Source organism: Cupriavidus sp. CPT47-8839-RL05A (genome assembly GCF_058792255.1).
Map to the genome: position 1 here is coordinate 52,440 of NZ_JBYTEG010000030.1, position 24,254 is coordinate 76,693.

Consider the following 24,254-nt stretch of genomic DNA (forward strand, 5'->3'; position numbering starts at 1 on the left):
TTATAGGCGCCCGCGGCGGGCGCGCTCCATCGGTGCAGCCCCCTGTTGTGCGGGCGTTTTCCGCCGCCGCGACTGAAACATGGACCAAACCGGCAGAGGAGGAGACCGGCATGCGCATCCTGCTGGTGGAGGATGAAATCGAACTGGCACGCTGGGTCGCCCGCGCGCTGGAGCAGGGCGGCTTTGTGATCGAGCATGTCGCCGACGGGCTGCAGGCCGAGGCCCGCCTGCAGGCCGAGGAATACGACGCGGTGCTGCTCGACCTGCGCCTGCCCGGCAAGGACGGGCTGGCCGTGCTCAAGTCCATGCGCGCGCGCGACGACCGCACCCCGGTGCTGATCCTGACCGCGCAGGACACGCTGGACGAACGCGTGCGCGGCCTGAACCTGGGCGCCGACGACTACCTGCCCAAGCCCTTTGCCATTGCCGAGCTGGAAGCGCGGCTGCTGGCGCTGATCCGCCGCAGCCGCGGGCGCGCGCATCCGCGCTTGCAGTGCGGCACGCTGGTGTTCGACGGCGAGACCCGCAGCTTCACGCTGGACGGCGCCCCGCTGGCGCTGACCCCGCGCGAATCGACCCTGCTGGGCGCGCTGCTGGCACGCAGCGGCCAGCCGCTGACCAAGGCGCAGCTGCTCGACAAGGTGTTCTCGCTCGACGCCGATGTCTCGCCCGACGCGATCGAGGTGCTGGTCTACCGGCTGCGCAAGAAGCTGGCCGGGCACGGCGTCACCATCGTCACCCTGCGCGGCTTCGGCTACCTGCTGGAGCCCGAGGCCGGGCGCTGAAGATGGCGCGGCGCCATCGCGTCCCGTCCTGGCGCCGCGGCAGCCTGCGCCGGCAACTGCTGTTGCTGCTGGTGCCGGCGCTGGCGGCGATGATGGCGATCGACACCTGGCTCACCTACGGCACCCTGCGCGACGCCGCCAACACGGCTTATGACCGCTCGCTCTATGGCTCGATCCGCGCCATCGACAGTGCCATCGGCATGGCTGGCGACAACGTCCAGCTGACCCTGCCCGATGCCGCCATGGAGATGTTCGAGACCGCGGCGCAGACCCATGTGTTCTACCGCGTGTCGACCGAGCGCGCCGGCCAGGTCGAGACCGTCACCGGCTACGACGACCTGCCGCTGCCTGCCGGCCCCCTCGTCAACAACCAGCCGCGCTTCTACGACGCCGAATATTTGGGCGAGGCCGTGCGCATCGCCGCGATGGCGCGGCCGGTATACCGCCCGGACGCGCGCATGCGCGTGATCATCCAGGTGGCCGAGACCGCCGAGCCGCGCACCACGCTGATCGGCACGGTCTGGCGCAGCGCGCTGGCGCGCGACCTGCTGCTGATCCTGCTGAGCGCCGGCATCCTGGTGGGCGGCGTCACCTACGTGCTGCGCCCGCTGGCGCGCGTGCGCGACGACGTGGAAGCGCGTTCGCCGGACGACCTGGCCCCGCTCACGTTCGAGCGCGTGCCCGCCGAGGTGCGCCCGCTGGTCGACGCGGTCAACCTGCACGTGTCGCGCTCCGCGGCGATGGCGCAGTCGCAGGCCCAGTTCATCGCCGACGCCGCGCACCAGCTGCGCACGCCGCTGGCCATCCTGAAGACCCAGGCCGAATACGCCCAGCGCCAGCTGCGCGCGCCCGACCCCGAAGCCGCGCGCCAGGCCGCTGGCGAAGCCGTGGGCGGCATCGTCACCCAGCTGGAGCAGGCCGCGCGCCTGACCAACCAGCTGCTGGCGCTGGCGCGGGTACGCCAGCACCACGGCGAAGCCGCCCAGGAAGCCGATGGCATCGACATCATCGACGCCGTCACCGTGGCCGAGCAGGTGGCGCTGGACTACTTGCCGCTGGCGCGCGGCAAGCAGCAGGACTTCGGCTGGGAGCCGGTGCCGGGGCTGAAGCTGCCGGTGCGCGCCGACCCCGCGCTGCTGCGCGAGGCGCTGGCCAACCTGGTCCACAATGCAATCCAGTACTCGCCACGCGGCAGCCGCATCACGCTGTCGGCCACGCGCGCCGACCAGACCGCCTGCCTGGTGGTGGAAGACGATGGGCCAGGCATTCCGGCCGAAGAGCGCGAGAAGGTCTTCGCGCGCTTCTACCGGCGCGTGGGCAATGCGGAGCCGGGCTCCGGGCTGGGGCTGGCGATCTCGCGCGAGATGGCGGCGCGCTTTGGCGGCACGGTGGAGCTTGGCGACGGCTTGCAGGGCACCGGCGTGCGCGCGGTGCTGAAGCTGCCCATCGGCGAATAACCCCTAACCATATAACTCCTCCGCCACCGTCGGATGCAGCTGCACCGTGGTCTGCAGGTGCGATTCGCGCACGCCCAGCCGCAATGCCACCGCCAGCGTCTGCACGATCTCGGGCGCGGCGTCGTCCATCAGGTGCGCACCGAGCACGCGCCCGCTGCGCGCGTTCAGCACCAGCTTGAACATCGACTGGTGGGAGGTGCCGGCAAAGCGGTTTTCCAGCGAGACAAAGCGCTTGACCACGGTGCGGATGCGATCGGGCTTGCCGGCGGCTGCGATCGCCTGGGCCTCGGTCAGGCCCACGGCGCCGATGGCGGGCTCGCAGAACACCGCGGTGGGCACGAAGTCGAAATCGGCGCGTTCGCCGCGCCGGCCGTACAGGCGGTCGGCCAGCCAGCGGCCCTGCGCGGTGGCCACCGGGGTCAGGTGCAGGCCGTCGACGGCGTCGCCGAGCGCGTAGATGCCGCGCACGTTGCTGCGGAACTGGCGGTCCACGCGGATGCCGCCCTTGTCGCCAAAGTCCACGCCAAGCGCCTCGAGCCCGAAGCCCTGCACGTTGGAAATGCGCCCGATCGCCGCCAGCGCGGCCTGCGCGCGCACAGCCTCGGTCTGGCCCGGGCGGTCGGTGGGGCGGTAACACACTTCAACCGCGCCGTTGGCCTGGCTCAGCAGGTGCACCCTGGCGTTCAGGTGCAGGCGCACGCCGCGCGCGGTCAGTGCCTCGGCCAGCGACCGGGAGATGTCGTGGTCGAAGTGGGGCAGCAGCCGGTCGCCGGCAACGATCAGGTCTACCTTGACGCCGTAGCGCGACAGGATCGAGGCCTGCTCCACGCCGATGTAGCCGCCGCCGATGACCGCGATCGAACCCGGCACGGTCTGCCAGGTGAAGACGTCGTCGGAACTGGCGGCCAGTTCGCCGCCCGGGACTTCGAGGTCACGCGGGCGCGCGCCGGTGGCAATCAGGATGCGGCGCGCGTGAATGGTCTCGTCGCCGACGCGCACTTCGTCCTTGCCGGTGACCAGCGCGTCGCCGCGCAGGATTTCCACGCCGGATTCGTGCAGGCGCTGGGTGTAGCCCGCGTTCAGCCGCGCAACCTCGGCATTGACGCGCACGATGGCGTCGCGCCAGTCCTCACGCCCGCCGGTATGCGACAGGCAGCCCGACAGGATGGCCGACCAGCCGGCGCCGTAGGACAGCATCTTCTTGGGCACGCAGCCGCGGTTGACGCAGGTGCCGCCGATGGCATCGCGCTCGACCAGGATCACGCGTGCGCCGTGCGCGGCGGCACGCCGCGCGCAGGCCACGCCGCCCGAGCCGCCGCCGATCACCACCAGGTCTGCCTTGCGCACCTTGTCGTTGCGCCGCGTGCGGCCGTCGCGCACGCGCGGCACCTGCTCCACCGGCGGCGCCGCGCTGACCTCGCGGGCGCGCCGCGGTTCCTTGGCCCCGGCGGGGGTTGTCTGGCGCTTAGTCATCCATGCCTCCTGTCGCGGCACGCGGGCCGCATCGACAACAATCAGGCCAGCGCCAGCAAACGAATCACTAGGCAGCGGGCCGCAGTTCGGTATTCAGGATCGACGGCCACTCGCGCAGGAAAGTTTCCCCGTCGCGGCGGCCCAGCTCGTAGGCGTGCGTCATGGCATCGGGCCGGGTGTAGTCCCAGCTCGAGATCGGCACGCGCTGCGAGGGCTGCAGGTACAGGCGGCGCTGGCCGCCTTGCTCAAGCACGAAACGGCGCGGGCGCGGATACAGCCTTGTCACCAGCACCAGCACATTGCCCGGGGTGGCATCGAGCGCGTCCACGGGCACGTTGTCGACCAGCCCGCCGTCCAGCACCGGGCGGCCGCCGCGGCGCAGCACCGGCGTGAACGGCGGCGTGGAGGCCGACTGCAGCAGCAAGTCGGCCAGCTGCTCGGGCGAATCGCAGTCCTGCGCGCGCACGAACTCCGGCCGGAAGCCCAGCTTGCGCCCCAGCCGCGGGTGCAGCGTCTTGAGCACATGCTTGTCGATGTTGTACGCCAGCAGCCCCGCTGCCACCGCCAGGCGCGGGCCGCTCCAGCGCGGGATATGGGCCACGCCGATGCGGATCTCCGGCGCCTGCTGCAGGTGCGAGAGGCGCCCGTCGGCGAAGATCGTCAGCAGCGCGGTGCGGTAGATGCCGTAGTGCGGGAACACGCGCTCATTGCGCAGCAGGTTGCCCCAGTAGGCATTGCGGCGGTTGTTGGACAGCACCTCGCGGTAGTAGTCCATGGTCTGGTGCGAGTCGTGCGCATAGACCATGCACGCCGTCGCCGCACCGGCCGAGATCGCGGCGATCACGCGCGGGCGCAGCTCCAGTTCCGGCGCGACCGTGTCCCACCAGCCCGCCTGCCACCAGCAGCGGTTGCCGCCGCCGGCAAAGACGACCTGGTCGAAGGGATGGGTGTGGCCGGAAGTCATGGACGCTGGCGTTGCGAGCGGATCAGAGCAGGGCGTAGGTGGTGGTGGCCTGCACCGCCAGCTTGCCGTCGGTGCCAGTCAGCTTGATCTCGCCGAACACCACGGTCTTGCCCAGGCGCAGCACGTTGGCGCGCACCAGCACGTCGCCGTCGATCACCGGGCGCATGAAGTTGGTGGTGAGCGTGACCGTGGTCATCGGGCGGAACGCGCCCAGCGCGCTGGCCACGGCGACGATCATGGCGGTATCGGCGGCGGACATCAGCACCTGGCCGCAGACCACGCCGCCCGCATGGCGGAACGATTCGCTGAACGGCAGGCGCAGCGTGACACCCTGGGCATCGACGGCCTCGGCACGCAGGCCGAGCTGGCGCACCCATGGCGCCAGCACGCGCTCCAGCGTGGCATCGATATCGGTGAGGCTGAATTGCGGTGCGGCTTCGGACATGGCGCTCCTGGTTCTGGCTGGCCGCACCGTAGCCGTCCTGTGACGGACCGCTACTCTGTCTCCTCCGGCGCGACGCGATGTTTGAGGCAATGATACAGGGGGCCGGTGGCCAGCACCACGAAGGCCATCCGGATCACGTGGAACGCGGTCACCAGCGGCACCCCCACCTCCAGCACCTTGGCCGTGATGCACATCTCGGCAATGCCGCCCGGCGTGGTGCCCAGGATCACCGTGGCCGGGTGCGCGCCCGACAGCGCCGCCAGCCCCCAGCCGAGCAGCGCCGACACCACCAGTGCGATCACCGTGTACAGCGCCACGCCCGACAGGAAGCGCGGCGCGGTATGCAGGAACTCGCGCGAGAAGCGCACCCCCAGCGAGACCCCGATCAGCAGCTGGCCGGCACGGCTCATCCAGGTGGGGATGGCCGACAGCTCGATCCCGGACGCGGTCAGCACCGCCGCGGCCAGCAATGTGCCGATCACGAACGGGTTGGGCATGTTCAGCCGCTTCACCAGCAGCGCCACGCCCAGCGTGATCGCGACCAGCGCCAGCAGCCCCGGCGCGCTGACCACGCGCGGGCCGGGGATATAGGGGTCGAGCCCGTGGATGCCGCCGTACTGGAAGATGGCCGGCACGGTCACCACCACCATCAGCACCCGCAGCGAATGCGCGGCCGCCACCTGGTCGATACGCGCGCCGTTGCGCTCGGCCAGGTTGGCCATCTCCGAGGCGCCGCCGATGGCGGTGGAGAAGAACGCGGTCTTGAAGGCCACGCCGGTGGTCCGCCGCAGCAGGATGGCACCGCCCGCGCCCAGCACCAGCGCGAACAGCGAGCCGGCAATGATGTAGGGCAGGTACTCCACCAGCCGCGCCACCACGTCCGGCGTGAAGTAGAGCCCGAGCGACGCGCCAATCACCCACTGGCCCGCATTGCGGGCCTGCGACGGCGCCCGCAGGTCGGCCCCGGCCATGCGCGCGGCGGCCACGGCCAGCAGCGGGCCGATCATCCACGGCAGCGGGGTATGCAGCGCGGAGCAGAGCAGGGCGGCGGCCAGCCCGAGCGCCAGCGTGGGCAGCGCGGACAGCCAGGGGTTGGAGAAGAGACGCATGGTTCAGCGGCCTGGCACGGAAGCGCCGGCGCCTTGTTGTTTTGGAAAACGAGAGACGAAAGACAAGAGGCCCGCACACCATTGGCGTGCGGGCCTCGCAAAGCTTACCGCAAGATCGCGTGCATCAGGCCGCGTTGTCGGCCTGCGCGTGCGCCGAGGTGCGGGTCGCGTGCCAGCGCAACAGGCGCGGGATCACCACCACCGCCACGGTCAGCGCCAGGATGGTGGCCGAGATCGGCTGGCGCAGGAACAGGGTCCAGTCGCCCTGGCCGATCGACAGCGCATTGCGCAGCTGCTTCTCGGCCATCGGCCCCAGGATCATGCCCACGATCACCGGCGCGGTGGGGAAGTCGAAGCGGCGCATCACCATGCCCAGCAGGCCGACCACGAACAGCAGCAGCAGGTCGAACCACGACTGGCGGATGCCGTAGGCGCCCAGCCCGGCGAAGATCAGGATGCCGCCGTACAGCAGCGGCGTGGGCACGCGCAGCATGCGCACCCACAGCCCGATCGCCGGCAGGTTCAGCACCAGCAGCATGACGTTGCCGATATACAGCGACGCCAGCAGGCCCCACACCAGGTCGCCCGAGGTCTGGAACAGCATCGGGCCCGGCTGCAGGTTGTAGTTCTGGAACGCGGCCAGCAGGATCGCGGTGGTGTTGGAGGTGGGGATGCCCAGCGTCAGCAGCGGGGCCAGCGTCGCGGTCACTGCGGCGTTGTTGGCCGCTTCGGGGCCGGCCACGCCTTCGATCGCGCCGACCTTGCCGAAGTCTTCCTTGTGGTCCGACAGCTTCTTCTCGGTGGCATACGACAGGAAGGTCGGGATCTCGGCGCCGCCGGCGGGGATCAGCCCGAACGGGAAGCCGATGAAGGTGCCGCGGATCCACGCCGGGATCGAGCGCTTCCAGTCCGACTTGTTCATGTGGACCGAGCTGAGCTTGTTGAAGGTGCCTGCCGGCTGCGGGAAGAACGCGTTGAACAGCGCCTCGCCCACCGCGAACAGGCCCACCGCCACCACCACGATGTCGATGCCGTCGTACAGCTCCTGCACGTTCATCGAATAGCGGGTCTGGCCCGACAGCGAATCCATGCCGATCAGGCCGATGCCCAGGCCCAGGAACAGTGCGGTCATGCCGCGCAGCAGCGACGAGCCCAGCACGGCCGAGACCGTGGTGAAGGCCAGCAGCATGATCATGAAGTACTCGCCCGGGCCGAACTGCAGCGCCACGTCCGCCGCCACCGGCGCGAACATCGACAGCATCACCGTGGCGATGGTGCCCGCCACGAACGAGCCGATCGCCGCGGTGGCCAGCGCCGGGCCGGCGCGCCCGTTCTTGGCCATCAGGTTGCCTTCCATGGCTGTGACCATGGTGGAAGACTCGCCCGGCGTGTTCATCAGGATCGAGGTGGTCGAGCCGCCGTACATCGCGCCGTAGTAGATGCCGGCGAACATGATCAGCGCGGCGGTCGGTTCCACCTTGGCGGTCAGCGGCAGCAGCATCGCCACCGTCAGCGCGGGGCCGATGCCCGGCAGCACGCCGATGGCAGTGCCAAGGAAGCAGCCCACCAGGGCCCACATCAGGTTGATCGGCGTGATGGCCACGGCAAAGCCGTGCATCAGCTGGTTCAGGGTATCCATTCGAAGACTCCTTGCTGGACGGGCGGGCGGGCTCAGAAGCCGGCGATGGGCAGCAGCGGCAGGTTGATGCCGAGCAGGAATTCAAACAGCGCCCACATCGGCACCGTGATGCACAGGCCGATCAGCGCGTCGCGCACGATGCGGCGGCTGCCGTAGCCACGCGCCACGCACACCATCAGCAGCGTGGAAGCGATCACGAAGCCAAGCGTGCCGATCAGCGCCATGTTCAGCACCAGGCCCGCGGCCACCCACAGGAAGCCGCCGAAGTTGTGCGGCGCGTTGGGCAGCTCGGCATCTTCTTCCGGCATGTTGCGAAAACCGCCGCGCACGCCCTGCCAGGTCAGCAGCGCGCCGCACACGGCCAGGCCGACGGCCACCAGCGTGGGCACGAAGCGCGGCGACAGGCCGGCGTAGCCCTCGTCGCCGGAAATGCCGGACAGCCCGAGGAAGAAAAACAGCGAGAGCGCCAGCACGGCAATGCCGATGGCGAGGTGCGAGGGTTTCATGGAGACTCCTTGGCCTTTGTCGCCAGCATGGGTGCTGGCGTCCGCGACGCTGGCAGGTGCTGCCCGCGCGGCGGCAGGGCCCGGCGACATATGGTTATTTGTCTGGTATCGCAGGTGGACACCGGGCCCTGCGCCGTTTTCCCCCCGCCGGGTTCACCGGCGGGGTTGGCAGGCACGACAGGTAAAGCAGGTTGATGCGGTACTGCCGGTTTGGGTGCTGCCGGCAGTACTTACTTGGCCACGCCCAGTTCACGCAGCGAGCCGCCCAGGCGGGCCGATTCGCTGTCGACGAACTTGCCGAACTCGTCGCCGGTCAGCAGGAACGGGGTCCAGTCATTCTTCTGCAGCGTGTCCTTCCAGGCCTGGCTCTCGGTGGCCTTGACCACCGCGTCAATCATGGCCTTGCGCTGCTCGGCGCTGATGCCGGGCGCGCCGTACACGCCGCGCCAGTTATAGATCTCGACGTTCACGCCTTGCTCCTTGAGCGTCGGGATATCGGCGGTGCGGTCCTTGGAGGTCACCGCCAGCGCGCGCATCTTGCCGCTCTTGATGAAGGGCAGGAATTCCGACACACCGGCAATGCCCACCGTCACGTGGCCGCCCATGATCGAGGCCGAGGCTTCGCCGCCGCCCTGGAACGGCACGTAGTTGATCTTCTTGGGATCGACGCCCGATTCCTTGGCGATCAGGCCGGCCAGGATGTGGTCGATCGAACCCTTGGAGCCGCCGCCCCAGCTGACGCTGCCCGGGTTGGCCTTGAGCTGCGTGGTCAGGTCCTTGATCGACTTGATCGGGGAGCTGGCCGGCACGGTGATGACCATGGTGTCGGCGAACAGGCGTGCGATCGGGGTGGCGTTCTTCAGCGTGACCGGCGGCTTGTTGGTCTCGATCGCGCCCACCATCACCGCGCCCACCACCATCAGCGCATTGGGGTTGCCCTTGTCGGTATTGACGAACTGCGTCAGCGCGATGGTGCCGCCGGCGCCGCCCTTGTTGTCGTATGAAGCGGTCTTGGCCTGGCCCGCGGCAATCATCGCGGCGCCCAGCGAGCGGCCGGTCTGGTCAAAGCCGCCGCCGGGGTTGGCGCCGATCATGACCTTGACGCTGTCCAGCGCAAAGGCCGGCGCGGCGGCGAAGGTGGCGGCAACGGCGGCCGATGCCATCACGGCATGGGCCAGGCGGGAATAGGTACGGCGCATAGCGGTCTCCTGGTGTTACCGGGGATGCGCCATGCCAGCCTGCTGGCAGCCGCGATCCGACCCGGGCGTTCCGGCTGCCACTGCGTTGCGGGGGACGGGAAGACAGCCTGGCGGACTGCGCGCAAGGCGCAGTGCCGGTGCTTGTCTCCTGTCCGGCGCGGCGGGGCGTGGCCGGGACTGTTCTTGGACTTTTGGTGAACGTCAGACCGGAATTACCGGTCATGGGGCGGATTCTAGGCGGCGGAAACTGTCAAAAGGCTGTCAATTGGGGGGAGAAATGGTCGGGGTTTACGTGGATGGCGCCCCGGCATGCCGCCGGTTTGCGCCCCTCTCCCACTGAGGGGAGAGGGAGCAAACCTCGAGACTAGCTCGAGCCGCTTGGGAGCATTCGGCCTCACGCCGCCGGCTTCGCCTGCAGGCACGGGTCCTTGCGCGCCACCGCCGGCACCACCACGGCCATGTCGAACTCGCCGTCGGCAGGCGGGTTTTCCACATACCCCACGCTGACCACCTGCCCCACGCCCGCCCCCAGCCAGCGCGGCACGCCGATGTCGCGCCGCACGTGGCCGTTGCCGGCGATCAGCACCGCGCCGCGCTGCGCGTAGGGGCGCAGCGTCTGCGCCATCACCGCATCGCGCGCGGCCTGCGCCGCCAGCATCCCGGGCAGCATGGCCTTGGGGAAATTGCCGCAGTGGCCCAGGTCCAGCACCGCCGTCTGCGCGGCCACGAGGTCGTCGGGCAGCGCACCGGACAGGCCCAGCTGCTGGCGCTCGCCGGCCGGGAACAGGCTGTCCAGTCCGCCGCGCACGATCTTGCCGGCGTCGGCGCGCGACAGGTTGGCCGCCACCAGCGGCAGGTCGTACTGCAGCGCCAGCGCCACCACCGGCCGGTACAGCGGCCATTGCCAGGCACCGCCCCCGGCCTGGGCGATCAGGTAGTCGGCATCGCGCGGGCGCTCGCGGCGGGCGCGCTCGATATCGGGCTGGCGCTCGCGGTCGAACTGCTCCATGGCGATGGCCGGGCGCCAGCCTTGCTCGATGGCGCGCGTCAGCGCGGCCAGGCGCTGCTGCTGCGCGGCGGCGTTGTCGTGGACCTCGCCCAGCAGCACGTAGGACTTGCCGGCGAAGGCGGCGCTGACCGCCTCGGGAGCGGGGCGCGTGGCCGCACAGCCGGTAGCGAGCACAGCAACAGCGGCGGCCAGCATGCTGGCGACAGGCAAACGCAATGACATCACCAAGATCCTTTCCTCATCTCGTTGTGGTGGTGGGGCCGGCGGCCTGCTGCCCCGCCTGCTCCGGCACATACACCATTGACCCATCCTTCATCCGATAGGCTACGCCAGCCTTGATGCCGTCGCCCGAACCCACCTGCCCGCTGGCCTGGTAGCGCACCACCTTCTCGCCCTGGCGCGACACGATCTCCATATTGGGCTTGCCCGGGTTGGTGATGATGGTCACGTCGTCATGCGTGAACGGGTTGGCCGGATTCTGCGCGATCGCCACCAGCAGGGCGGCGATCACCACCAGGAACACGTCGATCAGGTTGACCACCGACAGGATCGGGTCGTCGGCTTCGCTCTCTTCCAGGAACTTCATTCCGCGGGCTCCCATTGCGGCCGCGACTGGCGCAGCCACACCAGCTCCTCGGCCAGCCAGCGGCGGCGCACATTGACCACCCAGAAGGTGATGCTGGCCGCGATCAGTGCCAGGATCACCGCGGAGAAGGCAATGGTGAGATTCTCGCCCACATTGGCCAGGTTGCCGCCGGACAGGCCCTTGAGCGCCGGACCCATCGGTATCATGGTGGCCACCAGCCCCAGCATCGGCGCCACGCGCGTGGCGATGCGCGGGCGTTCCAGCAGGCGGTGCGCGGCAACGTCGAGCGCATCGGCATTTGCCACCTTGTGCCGGCGCGCCCACGTCACCAGCACGTAGCCGCGCCCGCTTTCAATCGGATGGCGCGCGCGCAGCCAGGCCTGCATGGCGAACTCGCCCAGCGCCCAGAAGGCATACAGGAACAGCAGCGCGATCAGCGCCAGCGTCGGGATCAGGAACAGCTGGCCGACGTCGTACATCAGGGTTTCAAGCAGGGTAGGGGTCATGATGGGTCGTTTTCAAGTATTCAATGGATGCTTTGGCCAACCGTTCAACGCGGTCCCGGTATCCAGCTGCCGCCGGCAGCCGCCTGGCGGCGCCGCGCGCTGATGGCGCCGCCGGCAGCCGCCTGGCGGCGCCGCGCGCTGATGGCGCCGCCGGCGATGGCCGCGGCCAGCGCGACGGCGCCGGCCAGCCACGACAGCACCGGCACGATGGCGGCCGCGGGCGGCTGGCGCTCGACCAGCTGCATGCCCTGCACGGGCTGGGGTTGGGACTGGTTCGGCGCTGGCGGCGGCACCGGTGCGGGTTCGGCCGCAGCGGGCCTTGCCGGCGCGGCAGGTTTGGCAGCGCGGGGCGCCGCCGGCGCCTGCATGCCGAAGCCGTCCTGCCACGCCTGCGCATCGCCCTTGCGGTAGGGCATCACCTGCATCACGGGCACGTCGAGCTTTTCGAACTCGGCCTTGCGCCCCTGCGGGTTCAGCATGATCTGGCCGTTGATGAGCACGTCGACCAGGCGCCTGCCTTCGGGCATGGCCATGCGCAGGATGCCGTCGGCATCCATCACCGGGCCGTAGAAGGTGAGCACGCGCGCATGGCGGGCTTCCAGGCGGCGGATCAGGTCGTCGATAAAGGCGCTGTCCAGCCCCGAGACATAGGCCTGGTGGATGGCGATGCCGATCACCGGGCCGCTGCTGCCGGACGCAGCCAGCGCTTCTTCCGGCGAGATGGTGATGACGTTGGCCAGCTTAGGATGGTAGTAGGCCGCCTTGGGGAAGGCGACCGGTGCCGGGATATCGCCGTCGGCGCGCAGGCGGAACTGCTGCGCGGCCAGCGTGCGCATCATCGCGCTGAAGTTGGCACGGCCGCCGTTGACGTAGTACGCATGCAGCTGTGCGGCAAGCTTGTCGTCAACGCCGTGGGCCTCGTAGCGGTCGGTCGCCACCAGCCGGGCTCGGTGGCCGCGACGCCGGTCTGGCGCACATCGCCCCACAGCCAGTACTTCTTGTCGAACAGGTTGTTCACCGACAGCGCCACGCTGACGTAGCGGTTGAAGCGCGACCACGCCTGCAGGTCGACCACGCCGTAGCCCGACGGCTTGAAGTAGGTGAACGAGGTATCGTCGGTGCGCGTGACCGGACGCGCGCCGCGCCAGCGAATGCCCGCGCCCCGGCCCGGCGTGCGCTCCCAGCTCAGGCCCGCGCTCGCGCGCAGCGGCGACACGCTGTTCAGCGGCTGGCCGGTCTGCTCGTTGTTGCCGTGCGCATAGGCCACCGCGCCGTCGACGCGCCATTGCGGCAGGAAGCGCCACGTGCCGCGCCATTCGGCGCCGTAGATGCGCACGCTGGTCTGGTTGCGGTACTGGTAGGTCGCGCGCAGGCCGGGCAGGCAGGCCGGGTCGGACGGGCCGGCGGTCTGGCCGAAGCCGCTGTCGATGCCGTTCCAGTTCAGGCCCAGCTCGCCGCCGGCCTTGCGACCGTGCATCAGGTCGGAGGGATCCCTTAGATCAAAGGATGTGGCGGCAGTACCACATGTGTGCAATGTTGGAGACCGGCCCAGCAACCCGTTGCAAACTTTATTTGCGACGGTGTTAGCGCCTCGCTAACATACCCATGTACGCCATCGAGTTCACCAAGCAAGCCGTGCAGGCCTTGAAGGCAATGCCCAGGAACGTAGCGGCAAGGATCCGCGCAAAGATCGATGCCCTTGCCGTGGATCCCTATGCTCCGAACCCGAACGCCACCAAGCTCGCCGGCCGCGATGGCTACCGGCTGCGGGTGGGTGACTGGCGCGTGCTGTACCAGATTGAAGACGGCCGGCTAGTAATCCTGGTGCTGGCGGTCAGTTCCCGTGGAGGCGCCTACCAATGACCGAAATCCAATTCATCGAGCGGGATGGCCGTCGCGAGTTTGCGGTGGTGCCAATCGAGGTCTGGGAACGCGTGAAGCATCTCATCGAAGCTGCCGACGACGTCGCCTTGTTCGATGCTGCCAAGGCCGAGGACGATGGCTTCCGGGTGCCTGCCGCGGTGCTGGACGCCGAGCTGGCGGGAGATCACCCAGTGAAGGCCTGGCGCAATTACCGCCGGATGACACAGGACGCGCTTGCCCGGGCCTGCGGCCTGAGCAAGCCCTATCTCAGCCAGATCGAGAACCGCTCCCGACCCGGCAGCCACGACGCGCTGCGGAAGCTGGCGAAGGCGCTGGACGTACCCTGGGAGATGCTGGCAGACCAGGGAGAAGGCTGAGACGAGGTTACGGGGAGCAAGAAAGCCTCAGTGCTGCTTCACCGCTTCCCCAGGCGCCTTCTCCGGCAGCTTGTTCCCCTCCGAATCGATCTGCAACGGCCCCGTCCCCGAGAACCGGTCCAGCGCGAGGTAGATCACCGGCGTGATAAACAGCGTGATCACCTGCGAGAACAGCAGGCCGCCAACCACCGCCAGCCCCAGCGGCTGGCGCAACTCGGCACCGGCGCCCAAGCCGAGCGCGAGCGGCAACGCCCCCATCACGGCAGCAAAGGTCGTCATCATGATCGGCCGGAAGCGCAGCAGGCACGCCTGCCGGATCGCCTTCGCCGGTGTCATCCCTTGTTCGCGCTGCGCCGCCAGCGCGAAGTCGATCATCATGATCGCGTTCTTCTTGACGATGCCGATCAGCATCAGCACGCCGATCACGGCGATCAGCGACAGCTCGACATTGAAGATGAACAGCGTCAGCAACGCGCCAACCGCCGCTGAAGGCAACCCCGCCAGGATCGTCAGCGGATGGATATAACTTTCATACAGCACGCCCAGCAGCGTGTAGATCACCGCGATGGCTGCCACCAGCAGCACGATCTGCGTCGCCTGCGACGACTGGAACACCGCCGCGTCGCCGCCCCAGCTGGTAAAGATCGAGCTGGGCATGGCGATCTCCTGCCGGTAGCGGTCGATGCGTGCCGAAGCATCGCCCAGCGCCGCGCCCGGCGCCAGGTTGAACGACACCGTCACCGAAGGCAGCTGTCCCTGGTGGTTGACGGAGATCGGCCCGACCCGGCGCTCGGTGGTGGCGAAGGCTGAGACCGGCACCATCTGGCCGGTCTTGCTGCGCACATAGAGCTTGGAGAACGCGCTCTCGTCGGTGCGGTCGACATCGGCCGCCTGCAGGATCACGTAGTAGTTGTCGATCGGCGTATAGATGGTCGACACCTGCCGCTCGCCGAAGGCCGAGTACAGCGCGGTGCGCACGTCCTGCATCTGCACGCCCAGCGCATTGGCCTTGTCGCGGTCGATCGACAGGTGCGCCTCCAGCCCGGACTGCTGCGAATCGCTGGTGACGTCGCGGAAGATCGGATCGGCGCGCATCTTCGCCATCAGCTTGTCGGACGAGTCCTGCAGCTGGCCGGCCTTCACGCTCTGCAATGTGTACTGGTAGCGGCTCTTGCTCTGACGCCCGCCCAGCTGCAGGTTCTGCACCGGCGCAAAGTACACCGCCAGGCCCGGCACTCCGGCAACATCGCGCCGCAGCGACTCGATCACCCTGGGCATGGCCTCGCGTTCGCCGCGCGGCTTCAGTTCGACAAACATGCGCCCGGTGTTGATGGCCGGCGACGGGCCGCCGCCGATGGCGACCACGATGCTCTTGACCGCGGGGTTGGCGCGCATGCGCTCGGCGGCGTCGCGCAGGCGTTCCGCCATGGCGTCGAAGGAGATGTCCTGCGGGCCTTCGGCGTTGACGCGGATCTGGCCGATGTCCTCTTCGGGGAAGAAGCCCTTGGGAATGGTGACGAACAGCACCGCGGTCAGCACGAAGGTCAGGCCCGCGACCGCAAGCACCGAGCGGCGGTGCGCCAGGCACCAGTCCAGCCCGCGCGCATAGCGGTGCAGCGTGAACTCGAACAGGTTCTCGAACCACTGCGTCGAGCGCATGCCCAGGGTCTGCTTCTGCGCCACGGCGGGCGGCGCCGCATGGCCCGGCGCATGGTCGCCATAGGCGTGGTGCGACTCATCCACCGGCACGTTCTCGGCCGACAAAAAGCGCGCGCACAGCATCGGGATCAGCGTCAGCGAGACCAGCGCCGAGACCAGGATCGCCAGCGACACCACCGCCGCGAATTCATGGAACAACAGCCCGATCACGCCGGGCATGAAGAAGATCGGGATAAACACCGCCACCAGCGAGATCGAGATCGACAGGATGGTGAAGCCCATCTCGCGCGAACCCACCAGCGCGGCCTTGAGCGGCGCCACGCCTTCCTCGATATGGCGCACGATGTTCTCGAGCATGACGATGGCATCGTCCACCACCAGGCCCACGGCGAGCGTGATCGCCAGCAGCGAGACGTTGTCCAGGCTGTAGCCGAACGCCTTCATCAGCGCTACCGTGCCGATCAGCGAGATCGGCAGCGACACCGTGGGGATCAGCGTGGCGGCGGCGCGGCGCAGGAACAGGAAGATCACCATCACCACCAGCGCAACGGTCAGCGCCAGCGTGAACTGCACGTCGTGGATCGATTCGCGGATCGAGCGCGAGCGGTCGTTGACCACTGACACATTGACCGAGCCCGGCATCTGCTGGATCAGGCGGGGCAGGGCGGCGTTGATCGCATCGACCACCGCCACGGTGTTGGCGTCGGGCTGGCGCAGCACCGCCAGCACGATCGAGCGCTCGTTGTTGAGCCAGCTGCCGGTCTTGATGGTCTCGACGCTGTCCTCGACCTCGGCCACGTCGGAGAGCCGCACCAGCGCGCCGTTGGGCTGGCTGGCCACGATGATGTTGCGGAAGGCGTCGGCACTGGTCAGCTGCCGGTTGGCCTGGATGGTCAGGGTCTGGCGCGCGCTGTCGAGCGTGCCCACCGGCGTGTTGGCGTTGGCGCGGTTCAGCGCCGTGGCCAGCTCGTCCAGCGTCAGCCCGCGCGCGGCGAGCGCATCGGGGTGGGCGCGCACACGCACGGCAAAGCGCTTCTGCCCGAAGATCTGCACCTGCGCCACCCCCGGCAGCGTGGCCAGCGTGGGCGAGATCAGGTTGTCGCCAAAGGCGTTCAGGTCAGCCAGGCTCATCGCCGGCGAGTTGATCGCCAGCAGCAGCACCGGCGCATCGGCCGGGTTGACCTTGCGGTACGACGGCGGCACCGTCATCTCGATCGGCAGCGAGCGCTGGGCGCGGAACAGCGCCGCCTGCACGTCGACGGCCGCATCGTCGATATCGCGGTCGTTGTTGAATTCGATGGTGATGCTGGAGTTGCCGAGCGTGTTCTGCGAGCTGATCACCGTCACGCCGGGGATGGTCGCGAACTGCTTCTCCAGTTGCGTGGCCACCGACGCCGCCATCGTCTCCGGGCTGGCGCCGGGCAGCGTGGCGGTGACCTGGATCACCGGCGAGTTGAAGCTGGGCAGCGCCGCGATCGGGATGGTCGGGTACAGCACGATGCCGGCGACCACCACCGCCAGGCACAGCAGCACTGTCATCACCGGGCGGCGGATGCAAAGTTCAGACAGCGTCATGATTCAGTGCCCCGCAGTGGCGGTGGCCGGGCGGGCGGCGGCGGCCGAGGCGCCGGCGGCCGGGGCCTCGCGCACCAGCGCGCCGGGGCGCAGGTTCTGCATGCCTTCCACGACTACGCGGGCGCCGGGCTGCACCCCCTCGACCACGGCGGCGGCGGCAGTGGTGGTCACCACCTGCACCGGCACGCGCGCCACCTTGCTGTCGGGCTGTACCACATAGACAAAGCGGCCTTCGGGGCCGGTCACCACCGCCTGCGGCGGCACCGACAGCGCGCCCTTCAGGGTCTGCACCACGGCGTTGACGTTGGCATAGGTGCCCGGCCACAGCCGCTGCTCCTCATTGTCGAACTGCGCCTTGACGCGGATGGTGCCGTACTGCGGATCGACGGTGTTATCCACAAAGGTGATCCTGCCGGTCACCGGCGTCTTGCTGCCGTCGTTGGGCAGCGCGGTGACCTGCACCGGGCCGGCGTGCAGCGCCTCGCGCAGCGCGCCCAGCTGCCGCTCGGGCAGGCTGAAGGTGACGGCAATCGGCTGCACCTGGGCGATGATGACCATCGGCTGGGTGCTGTTGGGCAGCACCAGCGAACCCGGGAAGGCATTGATCACGCCGGTGCGGCCGCTGATGGTGGCGCGGATGGCGCCGTAGCTGACCGCCACGCGGCTGGCTTCGATCGCGGCCTGGTCGGCGCGCACGGTGGCGGCAAAGCCATCCACCTTGGCCTGGGCGGTGTCGACCGCGCTCTTGGAGATGAAGTTGCGCTGCAGCAGCTCCTGGCTGCGCGCGAGCGTGCGCCGGGCATCGGCCAGGTCGGCCTGGTCGCGCAGCAACTGGGCCTGCGCCTTGGCCAGGTTGGCCTCGTCCATGCGGGTATCGAGCGAGAACAGCAGGTCGCCCGGCTTGACGGTCTGGCCTTCCTTGATATGGACCGTGCGCACGGTGCTGGACACCTGCGGGCGCACCTCGACGGTGGACAGCGCGGTGACATTGCCATTGGCCGTGACCTGCAGCGGCACGTCGCCCTGCTGCACGCGCGCGGTGGACACCACCACGGCTGCCGGCGCCTTGGGCGCCGGCTTGGGCGCAAGCCAGGTACGCCAGGCAAACCAGCCCAGGCCGGCAATCACCAGCACCACGGCCACCACCGCCCACGGCGACACGCGGCCGCGCCCGGTTCCGGCGGCCGCCCTCCAGTTGCTGTCGACGAAGCCCTTGGGCTGGTCGATCCTGTCAGATTTCATATTTGTGTGGACCCTCTGCACCGCGTCTTCGCGCCACTCCCCGTAATCGCCCGGCTGGTTGTGCCCAGATGTTGCCGGTGCGCGTCGCGCAAAGACTCTACTAGTACCGCGCTTCGCCCGCCGGAGCCAGCGCCGCGTATTACAGTCCGTTACAGGGTTGCAAGGGTCTGGTAATGCCCGGCACCGGCAAACGCCGTCCGGGCCACAGGGGATGCCGGAGATGTGTGTGGCGGGGCGCTTGTATGGTTAGACAAACATTATCAGAAAAGCTGCCGCCGGCCATCGCGGCGCCACTGATTGACGCTGTCGACCGACAGTTCGCGTGGCCCGGCCTGCACAACCACGACATCGCCGGCGCGCACTTCTCCCTTCAGCACCACGCTGAGGTAGACCCCCGAGTAGCCGCTCTGGATCATGTCGCGCACCGCGTGGCGGTAGCCCAGCGCGGCATTGAACTTGTAGCAGGGCTTGCGCGGCGACTCCACCCGCAGCAGGGCCGTGCCCACGCGCACGAGGTCGCCGATCCAGAGTTGCGATTCAAGCAGCCCCTCCAGGGTCAGGTTCTCGCCGATGGCGCCAAACGGCAACGGCGGGCCTGACTCAGGCTGCCCGCACGCGCGGCGGCGCGCGTTCCACCACGGGTAGTGCTCGAAGGGATAGGCGTAGACCGCCTTGTCCAGGCCGCCGTGCACGGTCAGGTCGCCCTGTTCGTCGCCGGCCAGGCCCAGCGGCTGCACCTGTACCCGCAACGGGTGCAGCAGGGTGCTGACAGGGTGCTTGCGAATGCCCGACAGCACCACCGCCTCGGTGCCAGCCCCCGCGACCACCAGCGGGATGGCCTTGCCCAGGCTTACCGCCAGCACGCGCGCAAGGCCCGGCCGAGGTCTGGATTCGCTCACGTGCGCCCCCGCTTCGTGGTTGCCCTTCCGGCTGTGGAAAGGGTTGTGGATAAGCTGCGGATATGCCTGAGGATAACGGGGCGGATAACACTGTGGACAAGTGCTTGGTGCGGTCCCTCACAAGGAACCTGGCGGCGGGGAACCGCCTCGGGTTTCAGCCTTGCATCACACCTGCTGCGCCGCCTGCGGCCGCTGCCACTGGCAGCCTAGCGCCCGGGCGCGTTGCGATACCGCCAGCGCCACCAGCATCAGCGCCGCCGCGCCCCAGTGCAGCGTATCGGCGCCGGCCAGCGTATAGATGGCAGCCCCGGCCATGGCGCCGGCGGCCTGGCCCAGGTAGATCGACGAGGAATTGAGCGAGATCGACACCGATGCCCGCTCCGGGGCCAGCAGCACCAGCCGCGCCTGCTGCGCGCTGTTGGTGGCAAACCCGCCCACGCCCCACAGCATGAACAGCAACACCAGCGCCACGCTGCCCAACCCGGCCAGCGGCCACAGCACCATGGCCGTGATCGAGGTCAGCAGCGTGACCTGCACGATCCGGCTGGGCGTGACCCGGTCCATGCGCGACGCCGCCATGGCATTGCCGAACACGCCGCAGGCGCCGTAGGCCAGGAACATCAGGCTGAGCGCGCCACCGCTGATGCCGTATACGTCGCGCATCAGCGGGGCGATATAGGTGAACACGGTGAACATGCCCGCCGACGAGATCATGGTGGTCAGCACCACCAGCATGATCGGCTTGTGGCGCAGCACCGCGCCCCAGGCCTCGCGCCCGGCCGGCGGCACGGTCAGCCCGCGCGGCAGCGCGCGCCAGACCGCCGCCGACACCAGCAGCGCCAGGGCCCCGACCAGCGCCATGCTGACGCGCCAGCCCAGCGTGCTGGAAATCCACGTACCCAGCGGCACGCCCACCACGCTGGCAATGCTCCAGCCAAGAAACACAAAGCTGATGGCACGCCCGCGCGTCTGCGCGTTGACCAGCAGCGGCAATGTGGCGGCGGTCTGGGGCGTATAGATGGCCGCGCCGATCGCGGTCAGGAAGCGGATCGCCATCAGCGCCGCAAAGCTGGGCGCAAACGCGGCGGCCAGGTGCATCACGCCATAGACCAGCAGCGACCCGGCCAGCAGTAGCCGGCGGTCGATGCGCGAGCCCAGCGTGGCAAACAGCGGGGCGCCGATGCAGGTGGCCAGCGCAAACACCGAGATCAGCTGCCCGGCACTGGCCGCGCCCAGCCCGAAATCGCCGGCAATGTCGTTCAACATGCCGGTAACGATCATCGCACCGGTGCCAATGACGAAGTTGCCGACGCAGAGCGTCACTAGCCTGGGGTCCATGCCGGCCTTGGGAATAGGGATTGGCGCAGGAGGGCGCCTTGTTGTTGTCTGGGCTGCCGCGGGCCGTGGCAGGCCGGGCGGTAAGGGAAGTCCCGAGTGTAGCGGTTTCGTGGAATTCGCGTTCGCGGGGGATTGATGCCCGCTGCAGCCAACACCGTGCGAACGAGGCTCCCCTCGCCCGCCTGCGTGAGAGGGGGAATACCGGGCGGCCGGAGAAAACCCTCAGCGCGTCAGCACCGGCGCCAGCGCCTTCGGGTTGACGATGCAGTCATGGTTGCCGGCCAGCACGTCCAGGATGTTCTGGAACGCGGTGCGGAAGTACAGCTCGTAGCTGTCGCGCTCAACATAGCCCAGGTGCGGCGTGCAGATGCAGTTTTCCATGCGCAGCAGCGCGTGGCCCTGCAGGATCGGCTCGGATTCGAACACGTCGATCGCCGCCATGCCCGGACGGCCCCGGTTCAGCGCGGTGACCAGCGCGTTCTCTTCCAGCAGTTCGGCACGGCTAGTGTTGACGAACAGCGCCGTGGGCTTCATCCGGGTCAGGTCGGTCATCTTGACGATGCCGCGGGTGTCGTCATTGAGGCGCAGGTGCATCGACAGCACATCGCTGTCGGCAAACAACTGCTCCTTCGATTCGGCCACGCCCAGCCCGTCGGCAAGGGCGCCTTCCAGCGACGCCTCGCGGCCCCACACCAGCACCTTCATGCCAAAGGCGCGGCCGTAGCCAGCCAGCAGCCGGCCGATCTTGCCATAGCCCCAGATCCCAAGGGTCTGGCCGCGCAGCACCTGGCCCAGGCCGAAATTGGGCGGCATCGTCGTCGATTTCAGCCCCGATTGCTGCCAGGCGCCATGCTTCAGGCTGGCGACGTATTGGGGAATGCGCCGCTGCGCCGCCATGATCAGCGCCCAGGTCAGTTCCGCCGGCGCCACCGGCGAACCCACGCCCTCGAGCACCGCCACACCACGGTCGGTGGCGGCATCCAGGTCGATATGGCTGCCGGGGCCGGCGCCGACCTTGCCGGTCTGGCTGATCAGCTTGAGTTTGGGCAGTTTTTCCAGCAGTTGCCGGGTGATGCGGGTGCGTTCGCGGATCAGAACCACGGCTTCGACGTCTGACAGGCGTGCGGCCAGCTGGCCCACGCCCTTGACGGTGTTGTTGAACACCTTGACGTCGTGCCCCTCCAGCAGGCTGAAGCAAGGCAGCTTGCGCACGGCATCCTGGTAATCGTCGAGTACGGCAATCTTCATCGGCAACTCTGGTTATGTAACGGTCTTGTGCCGGTTGGTGCGCGCGGCCACCGAGCAGCGCGCCGCCCAACAGTATTGTTGAGAAATATCGAAAAACCCGCGCCGGCCGGTGGCGGCGATTGTTGCATAGCAAAAAACAGGGGGGTGCGCCAGTGGTATCCTTGCCCGTTCCGGTGCCGCTGCGGATTGTCGGTCGAGCCTTGCTCCCGCCACGCGATCGCACCCGGACAAAGTCCGGCCAGCCCGCGCAGCCACCCCTGCGCGCGCGAAGCGCAACTGTAGCGCAGCCGCAGGGACCGCCGCGACCTTTTGCCTAAACGGGGCCGCCGCGGAGTTGTAACGGGATGTGTCGATCCGAGTGCGACCATCACTCCGGGCGTGTGACGGCCCCATCTGCCCGCTGGCCAGGCTTTGCAAGGATTCCTTCCCTTCCTTCCCTTTACGAACCTGGAGTTTGCAGTATGAACCACCCCACGATGCAAGGTACGGCGCCCGTCAATGCGCCGGCCTGGGTCAAGCACCCCAAGCTGGTGGCCTGGGTCGCGGAAATCGCCGCCCTGACCAAGCCTGACAATATCTATTGGTGCGACGGCTCCCAGGAAGAATACGACCGCCTGTGCGAGCAGATGGTCGCCGCCGGCACCATGAAGCGGCTGAACCCGGCCAAGCGCAAGAACTCCTTCCTGGCACTGTCGGACCCCTCGGACGTGGCGCGGGTGGAAGATCGCACCTTTATCTGCTCTGAAAAGCAGGAAGACGCCGGCCCCACCAACAACTGGACCGCACCCGCCGAGATGCGCCAGACGCTGAACGGCCTGTTCGACGGCTGCATGCGCGGCCGCACGCTGTATGTGGTGCCGTTCTCGATGGGCCCGCTGGGCTCGCCGATCGCCCATATCGGCGTGGAACTGTCCGATTCGCCGTACGTGGCGGTCAATATGCGCATCATGACGCGCATGGGCCGCGCGGTGTACGACGTGCTGGGCACCAACGGCGAGTTCGTGCCGTGCGTGCACACCGTGGGCAAGCCGCTGGCCGCCGGCGAGAAAGACGTGCCGTGGCCGTGCAACCCCACCAAGTACATCGTCCATTTCCCGGAAACGCGCGAGATCTGGTCGTTCGGTTCCGGCTACGGCGGCAACGCGCTGCTGGGCAAGAAGTGCTTTGCGCTGCGCATTGCATCGACCATGGGCCGCGATGAAGGCTGGCTGGCCGAGCACATGCTGATCCTCGGCGTGACCTCGCCCGAGGGCAAGAAATACCACGTCGCCGCCGCGTTCCCGTCGGCCTGCGGCAAGACCAACTTCGCCATGCTGATCCCGCCCAAGGGCTTCGAGGGCTGGAAGGTCACCACCATCGGCGACGACATCGCCTGGATCAAGCCGGGCCAGGACGGCCGCCTGTACGCGATCAACCCGGAAGCCGGCTACTTCGGCGTGGCCCCGGGCACCAGCGAGAAGACCAACTACAACGCGATGGCGACGCTGAAGGAAAACGTCATCTTCACCAACGTGGCGCTGACCGACGACGGCGACGTGTGGTGGGAAGGCATGACCAAGGAAGCGCCGGCGCACCTGGTCGACTGGCAGGGCAAGGACTGGACCCCGGAAATCGCCAAGGCCACCGGCGCCAAGGCTGCACACCCGAACGCCCGCTTCACCGCGCCGGCATCGCAGTGCCCGTCGATCGACGACAACTGGGACAACCCGGCCGGCGTACCCATTGATGCGTTCATCTTCGGCGGCCGCCGCTCGACCACCGTGCCGCTGGTGACCGAGGCGCGCAACTGGACCGAAGGCGTCTACATGGCCGCCACCATGGGTTCGGAAACCACCGCCGCGGCCGCCGGCCAGCAGGGCGTGGTGCGCCGCGACCCGTTCGCCATGCTGCCGTTCTGCGGCTACAACATGAGCGACTACTTCGGCCACTGGCTCGAACTCGGCAAGAAGCTGGAAGCCGCGGGCGCCAAGCTGCCGAAGATCTACTGCGTCAACTGGTTCCGCAAGGATGCCGACGGCAACTTCGTGTGGCCGGGCTTCGGCGAGAACATGCGCGTGCTGTCGTGGATGATCGACCGCGTGGAAGGCAAGGGGCAGGGCGCCGAGCATGTGTTCGGCACCACCCCGCGCTACCAGGACCTGAACTGGAATGGCGTGGACTTCACGCCGGCGCAGTTCACGCAGGTGACCTCGATCGATCGCGATGCGTGGCAGCAGGAGCTGGCGCTGCATGACGAGCTGTTCACCAAGCTGCGGCATCGGCTGCCGCAGGCGCTGGCCGAAGTGCGGGCGGCACTGGGCAAGCGGCTGGACGGCTGATCGCGCCACGGTTCACGCAGTTCGCGATAAAGACGCCCGTCTCTGCCGAGACGGGCG

Annotated in this window: 22 protein-coding genes; 5 read left to right on the forward strand and 17 right to left on the reverse strand. The window is 68.5% G+C overall.

Annotated elements, in window-relative coordinates; translation table 11 throughout:
- Window positions 1-110 precede the first annotated feature (110 nt).
- Both AC3WVS_RS28550 and AC3WVS_RS28555 read left to right on the forward strand, forming a co-directional pair.
- Window positions 111-785: a response regulator gene (locus tag AC3WVS_RS28550; protein WP_010811352.1), complete on the forward strand. Its 675-nt coding sequence runs from the start codon at window positions 111-113 to the stop codon at window positions 783-785.
- A 2-nt stretch (window positions 786-787) separates the two neighbouring features.
- Entirely contained in the window at window positions 788-2,242 is a 1,455-nt protein-coding gene (locus AC3WVS_RS28555; RefSeq protein WP_492321329.1) for a sensor histidine kinase, read from the forward strand.
- 3 nt (window positions 2,243-2,245) lie between these two features.
- On the opposite strand, the gene AC3WVS_RS28560 is transcribed toward AC3WVS_RS28555, so the two are convergent.
- The 12 genes from AC3WVS_RS28560 to AC3WVS_RS28615 form a co-directional block, all read right to left on the reverse strand.
- On the reverse strand, window positions 2,246-3,715 hold the full coding sequence (locus AC3WVS_RS28560; RefSeq protein WP_492321330.1) for a dihydrolipoyl dehydrogenase family protein: 1,470 nt from the start codon (window positions 3,713-3,715) through the stop codon (window positions 2,246-2,248).
- 67 nt (window positions 3,716-3,782) lie between these two features.
- Complete coding sequence (locus AC3WVS_RS28565) at window positions 3,783-4,679, reverse strand: patatin-like phospholipase family protein (RefSeq protein ID WP_492321331.1); 897 nt, start codon at window positions 4,677-4,679, stop codon at window positions 3,783-3,785.
- Between the two features lie 22 nt (window positions 4,680-4,701).
- Window positions 4,702-5,124, reverse strand: coding sequence for a PaaI family thioesterase (locus AC3WVS_RS28570; protein ID WP_492321332.1), 423 nt, complete (start codon window positions 5,122-5,124; stop codon window positions 4,702-4,704).
- A 50-nt stretch (window positions 5,125-5,174) separates the two neighbouring features.
- Window positions 5,175-6,233, reverse strand: a complete 1,059-nt coding sequence (locus tag AC3WVS_RS28575; RefSeq protein WP_492321333.1) for an AbrB family transcriptional regulator — start codon at window positions 6,231-6,233, stop codon at window positions 5,175-5,177.
- Window positions 6,234-6,357: 124 nt separating this feature from the next.
- Entirely contained in the window at window positions 6,358-7,872 is a 1,515-nt protein-coding gene (locus AC3WVS_RS28580) for a tripartite tricarboxylate transporter permease (RefSeq protein ID WP_010811346.1), read from the reverse strand.
- A gap of 32 nt (window positions 7,873-7,904) precedes the next feature.
- Window positions 7,905-8,378: a tripartite tricarboxylate transporter TctB family protein gene (locus tag AC3WVS_RS28585; protein ID WP_492321334.1), complete on the reverse strand. Its 474-nt coding sequence runs from the start codon at window positions 8,376-8,378 to the stop codon at window positions 7,905-7,907.
- A gap of 230 nt (window positions 8,379-8,608) precedes the next feature.
- Complete coding sequence (locus AC3WVS_RS28590; RefSeq protein WP_492321335.1) at window positions 8,609-9,577, reverse strand: Bug family tripartite tricarboxylate transporter substrate binding protein; 969 nt, start codon at window positions 9,575-9,577, stop codon at window positions 8,609-8,611.
- Window positions 9,578-9,971: 394 nt separating this feature from the next.
- A complete protein-coding gene (locus tag AC3WVS_RS28595; protein ID WP_492321336.1) occupies window positions 9,972-10,808 on the reverse strand; it encodes a ChaN family lipoprotein in 837 nt (278 codons plus the stop codon).
- A gap of 16 nt (window positions 10,809-10,824) precedes the next feature.
- Window positions 10,825-11,172 carry a DUF2149 domain-containing protein gene (locus AC3WVS_RS28600; RefSeq protein WP_492321337.1) on the reverse strand — a complete coding sequence of 116 codons (348 nt, stop codon included), beginning with the start codon at window positions 11,170-11,172 and terminating at the stop codon, window positions 10,825-10,827.
- Window positions 11,169-11,678, reverse strand: coding sequence for a MotA/TolQ/ExbB proton channel family protein (locus tag AC3WVS_RS28605; RefSeq protein ID WP_492321338.1), 510 nt, complete (start codon window positions 11,676-11,678; stop codon window positions 11,169-11,171). The genes AC3WVS_RS28600 and AC3WVS_RS28605 overlap by 4 nt, the downstream gene beginning before the upstream one ends.
- A gap of 44 nt (window positions 11,679-11,722) precedes the next feature.
- Complete coding sequence (locus AC3WVS_RS28610) at window positions 11,723-12,616, reverse strand: cobaltochelatase subunit CobN (protein WP_492321339.1); 894 nt, start codon at window positions 12,614-12,616, stop codon at window positions 11,723-11,725.
- Window positions 12,514-13,155, reverse strand: coding sequence for a TonB-dependent receptor domain-containing protein (locus tag AC3WVS_RS28615; RefSeq protein WP_492321340.1), 642 nt, complete (start codon window positions 13,153-13,155; stop codon window positions 12,514-12,516). Before AC3WVS_RS28615 ends, AC3WVS_RS28610 begins: the two co-directional genes overlap by 103 nt.
- Window positions 13,156-13,283: 128 nt before the next feature.
- Between AC3WVS_RS28615 and AC3WVS_RS28620 the strand changes: the two genes are divergently transcribed.
- The gene (locus AC3WVS_RS28620; protein ID WP_492321341.1) at window positions 13,284-13,541 is read left to right on the forward strand and encodes a type II toxin-antitoxin system RelE family toxin; all 258 of its coding nucleotides are present in this window, start codon (window positions 13,284-13,286) and stop codon (window positions 13,539-13,541) included.
- The gene (locus AC3WVS_RS28625; protein ID WP_492321342.1) at window positions 13,538-13,918 is read left to right on the forward strand and encodes a helix-turn-helix domain-containing protein; all 381 of its coding nucleotides are present in this window, start codon (window positions 13,538-13,540) and stop codon (window positions 13,916-13,918) included. The genes AC3WVS_RS28620 and AC3WVS_RS28625 overlap by 4 nt, the downstream gene beginning before the upstream one ends.
- 27 nt (window positions 13,919-13,945) lie before the next feature.
- Here the strand turns inward: AC3WVS_RS28625 and AC3WVS_RS28630 are convergent, their stop codons facing one another.
- The 5 genes from AC3WVS_RS28630 to AC3WVS_RS28650 all read right to left on the reverse strand — a co-directional run bounded on the left by AC3WVS_RS28630 (window position 13,946) and on the right by AC3WVS_RS28650 (window position 21,879).
- On the reverse strand, window positions 13,946-17,152 hold the full coding sequence (locus AC3WVS_RS28630) for an efflux RND transporter permease subunit (protein ID WP_492321343.1): 3,207 nt from the start codon (window positions 17,150-17,152) through the stop codon (window positions 13,946-13,948).
- 3 nt (window positions 17,153-17,155) lie between these two features.
- Window positions 17,156-18,394 carry an efflux RND transporter periplasmic adaptor subunit gene (locus tag AC3WVS_RS28635; RefSeq protein WP_492321344.1) on the reverse strand — a complete coding sequence of 413 codons (1,239 nt, stop codon included), beginning with the start codon at window positions 18,392-18,394 and terminating at the stop codon, window positions 17,156-17,158.
- 260 nt (window positions 18,395-18,654) lie between these two features.
- Entirely contained in the window at window positions 18,655-19,293 is a 639-nt protein-coding gene (locus AC3WVS_RS28640; protein ID WP_011616272.1) for an MOSC domain-containing protein, read from the reverse strand.
- 165 nt (window positions 19,294-19,458) lie between these two features.
- Window positions 19,459-20,631 (reverse strand): MFS transporter, encoded by a 1,173-nt coding sequence (locus AC3WVS_RS28645; protein ID WP_492321345.1) that lies wholly within the window; start codon window positions 20,629-20,631, stop codon window positions 19,459-19,461.
- Window positions 20,632-20,853: 222 nt separating this feature from the next.
- The gene (locus AC3WVS_RS28650) at window positions 20,854-21,879 is read right to left on the reverse strand and encodes a D-2-hydroxyacid dehydrogenase family protein (RefSeq protein ID WP_492321346.1); all 1,026 of its coding nucleotides are present in this window, start codon (window positions 21,877-21,879) and stop codon (window positions 20,854-20,856) included.
- Window positions 21,880-22,340: 461 nt separating this feature from the next.
- Here AC3WVS_RS28650 and AC3WVS_RS28655 point away from each other — a divergent pair, with 461 nt between their 5' ends.
- Window positions 22,341-24,197: a phosphoenolpyruvate carboxykinase (GTP) gene (locus tag AC3WVS_RS28655; protein ID WP_492321347.1), complete on the forward strand. Its 1,857-nt coding sequence runs from the start codon at window positions 22,341-22,343 to the stop codon at window positions 24,195-24,197.
- The last annotated feature ends 57 nt before the right edge of the window (window positions 24,198-24,254 follow it).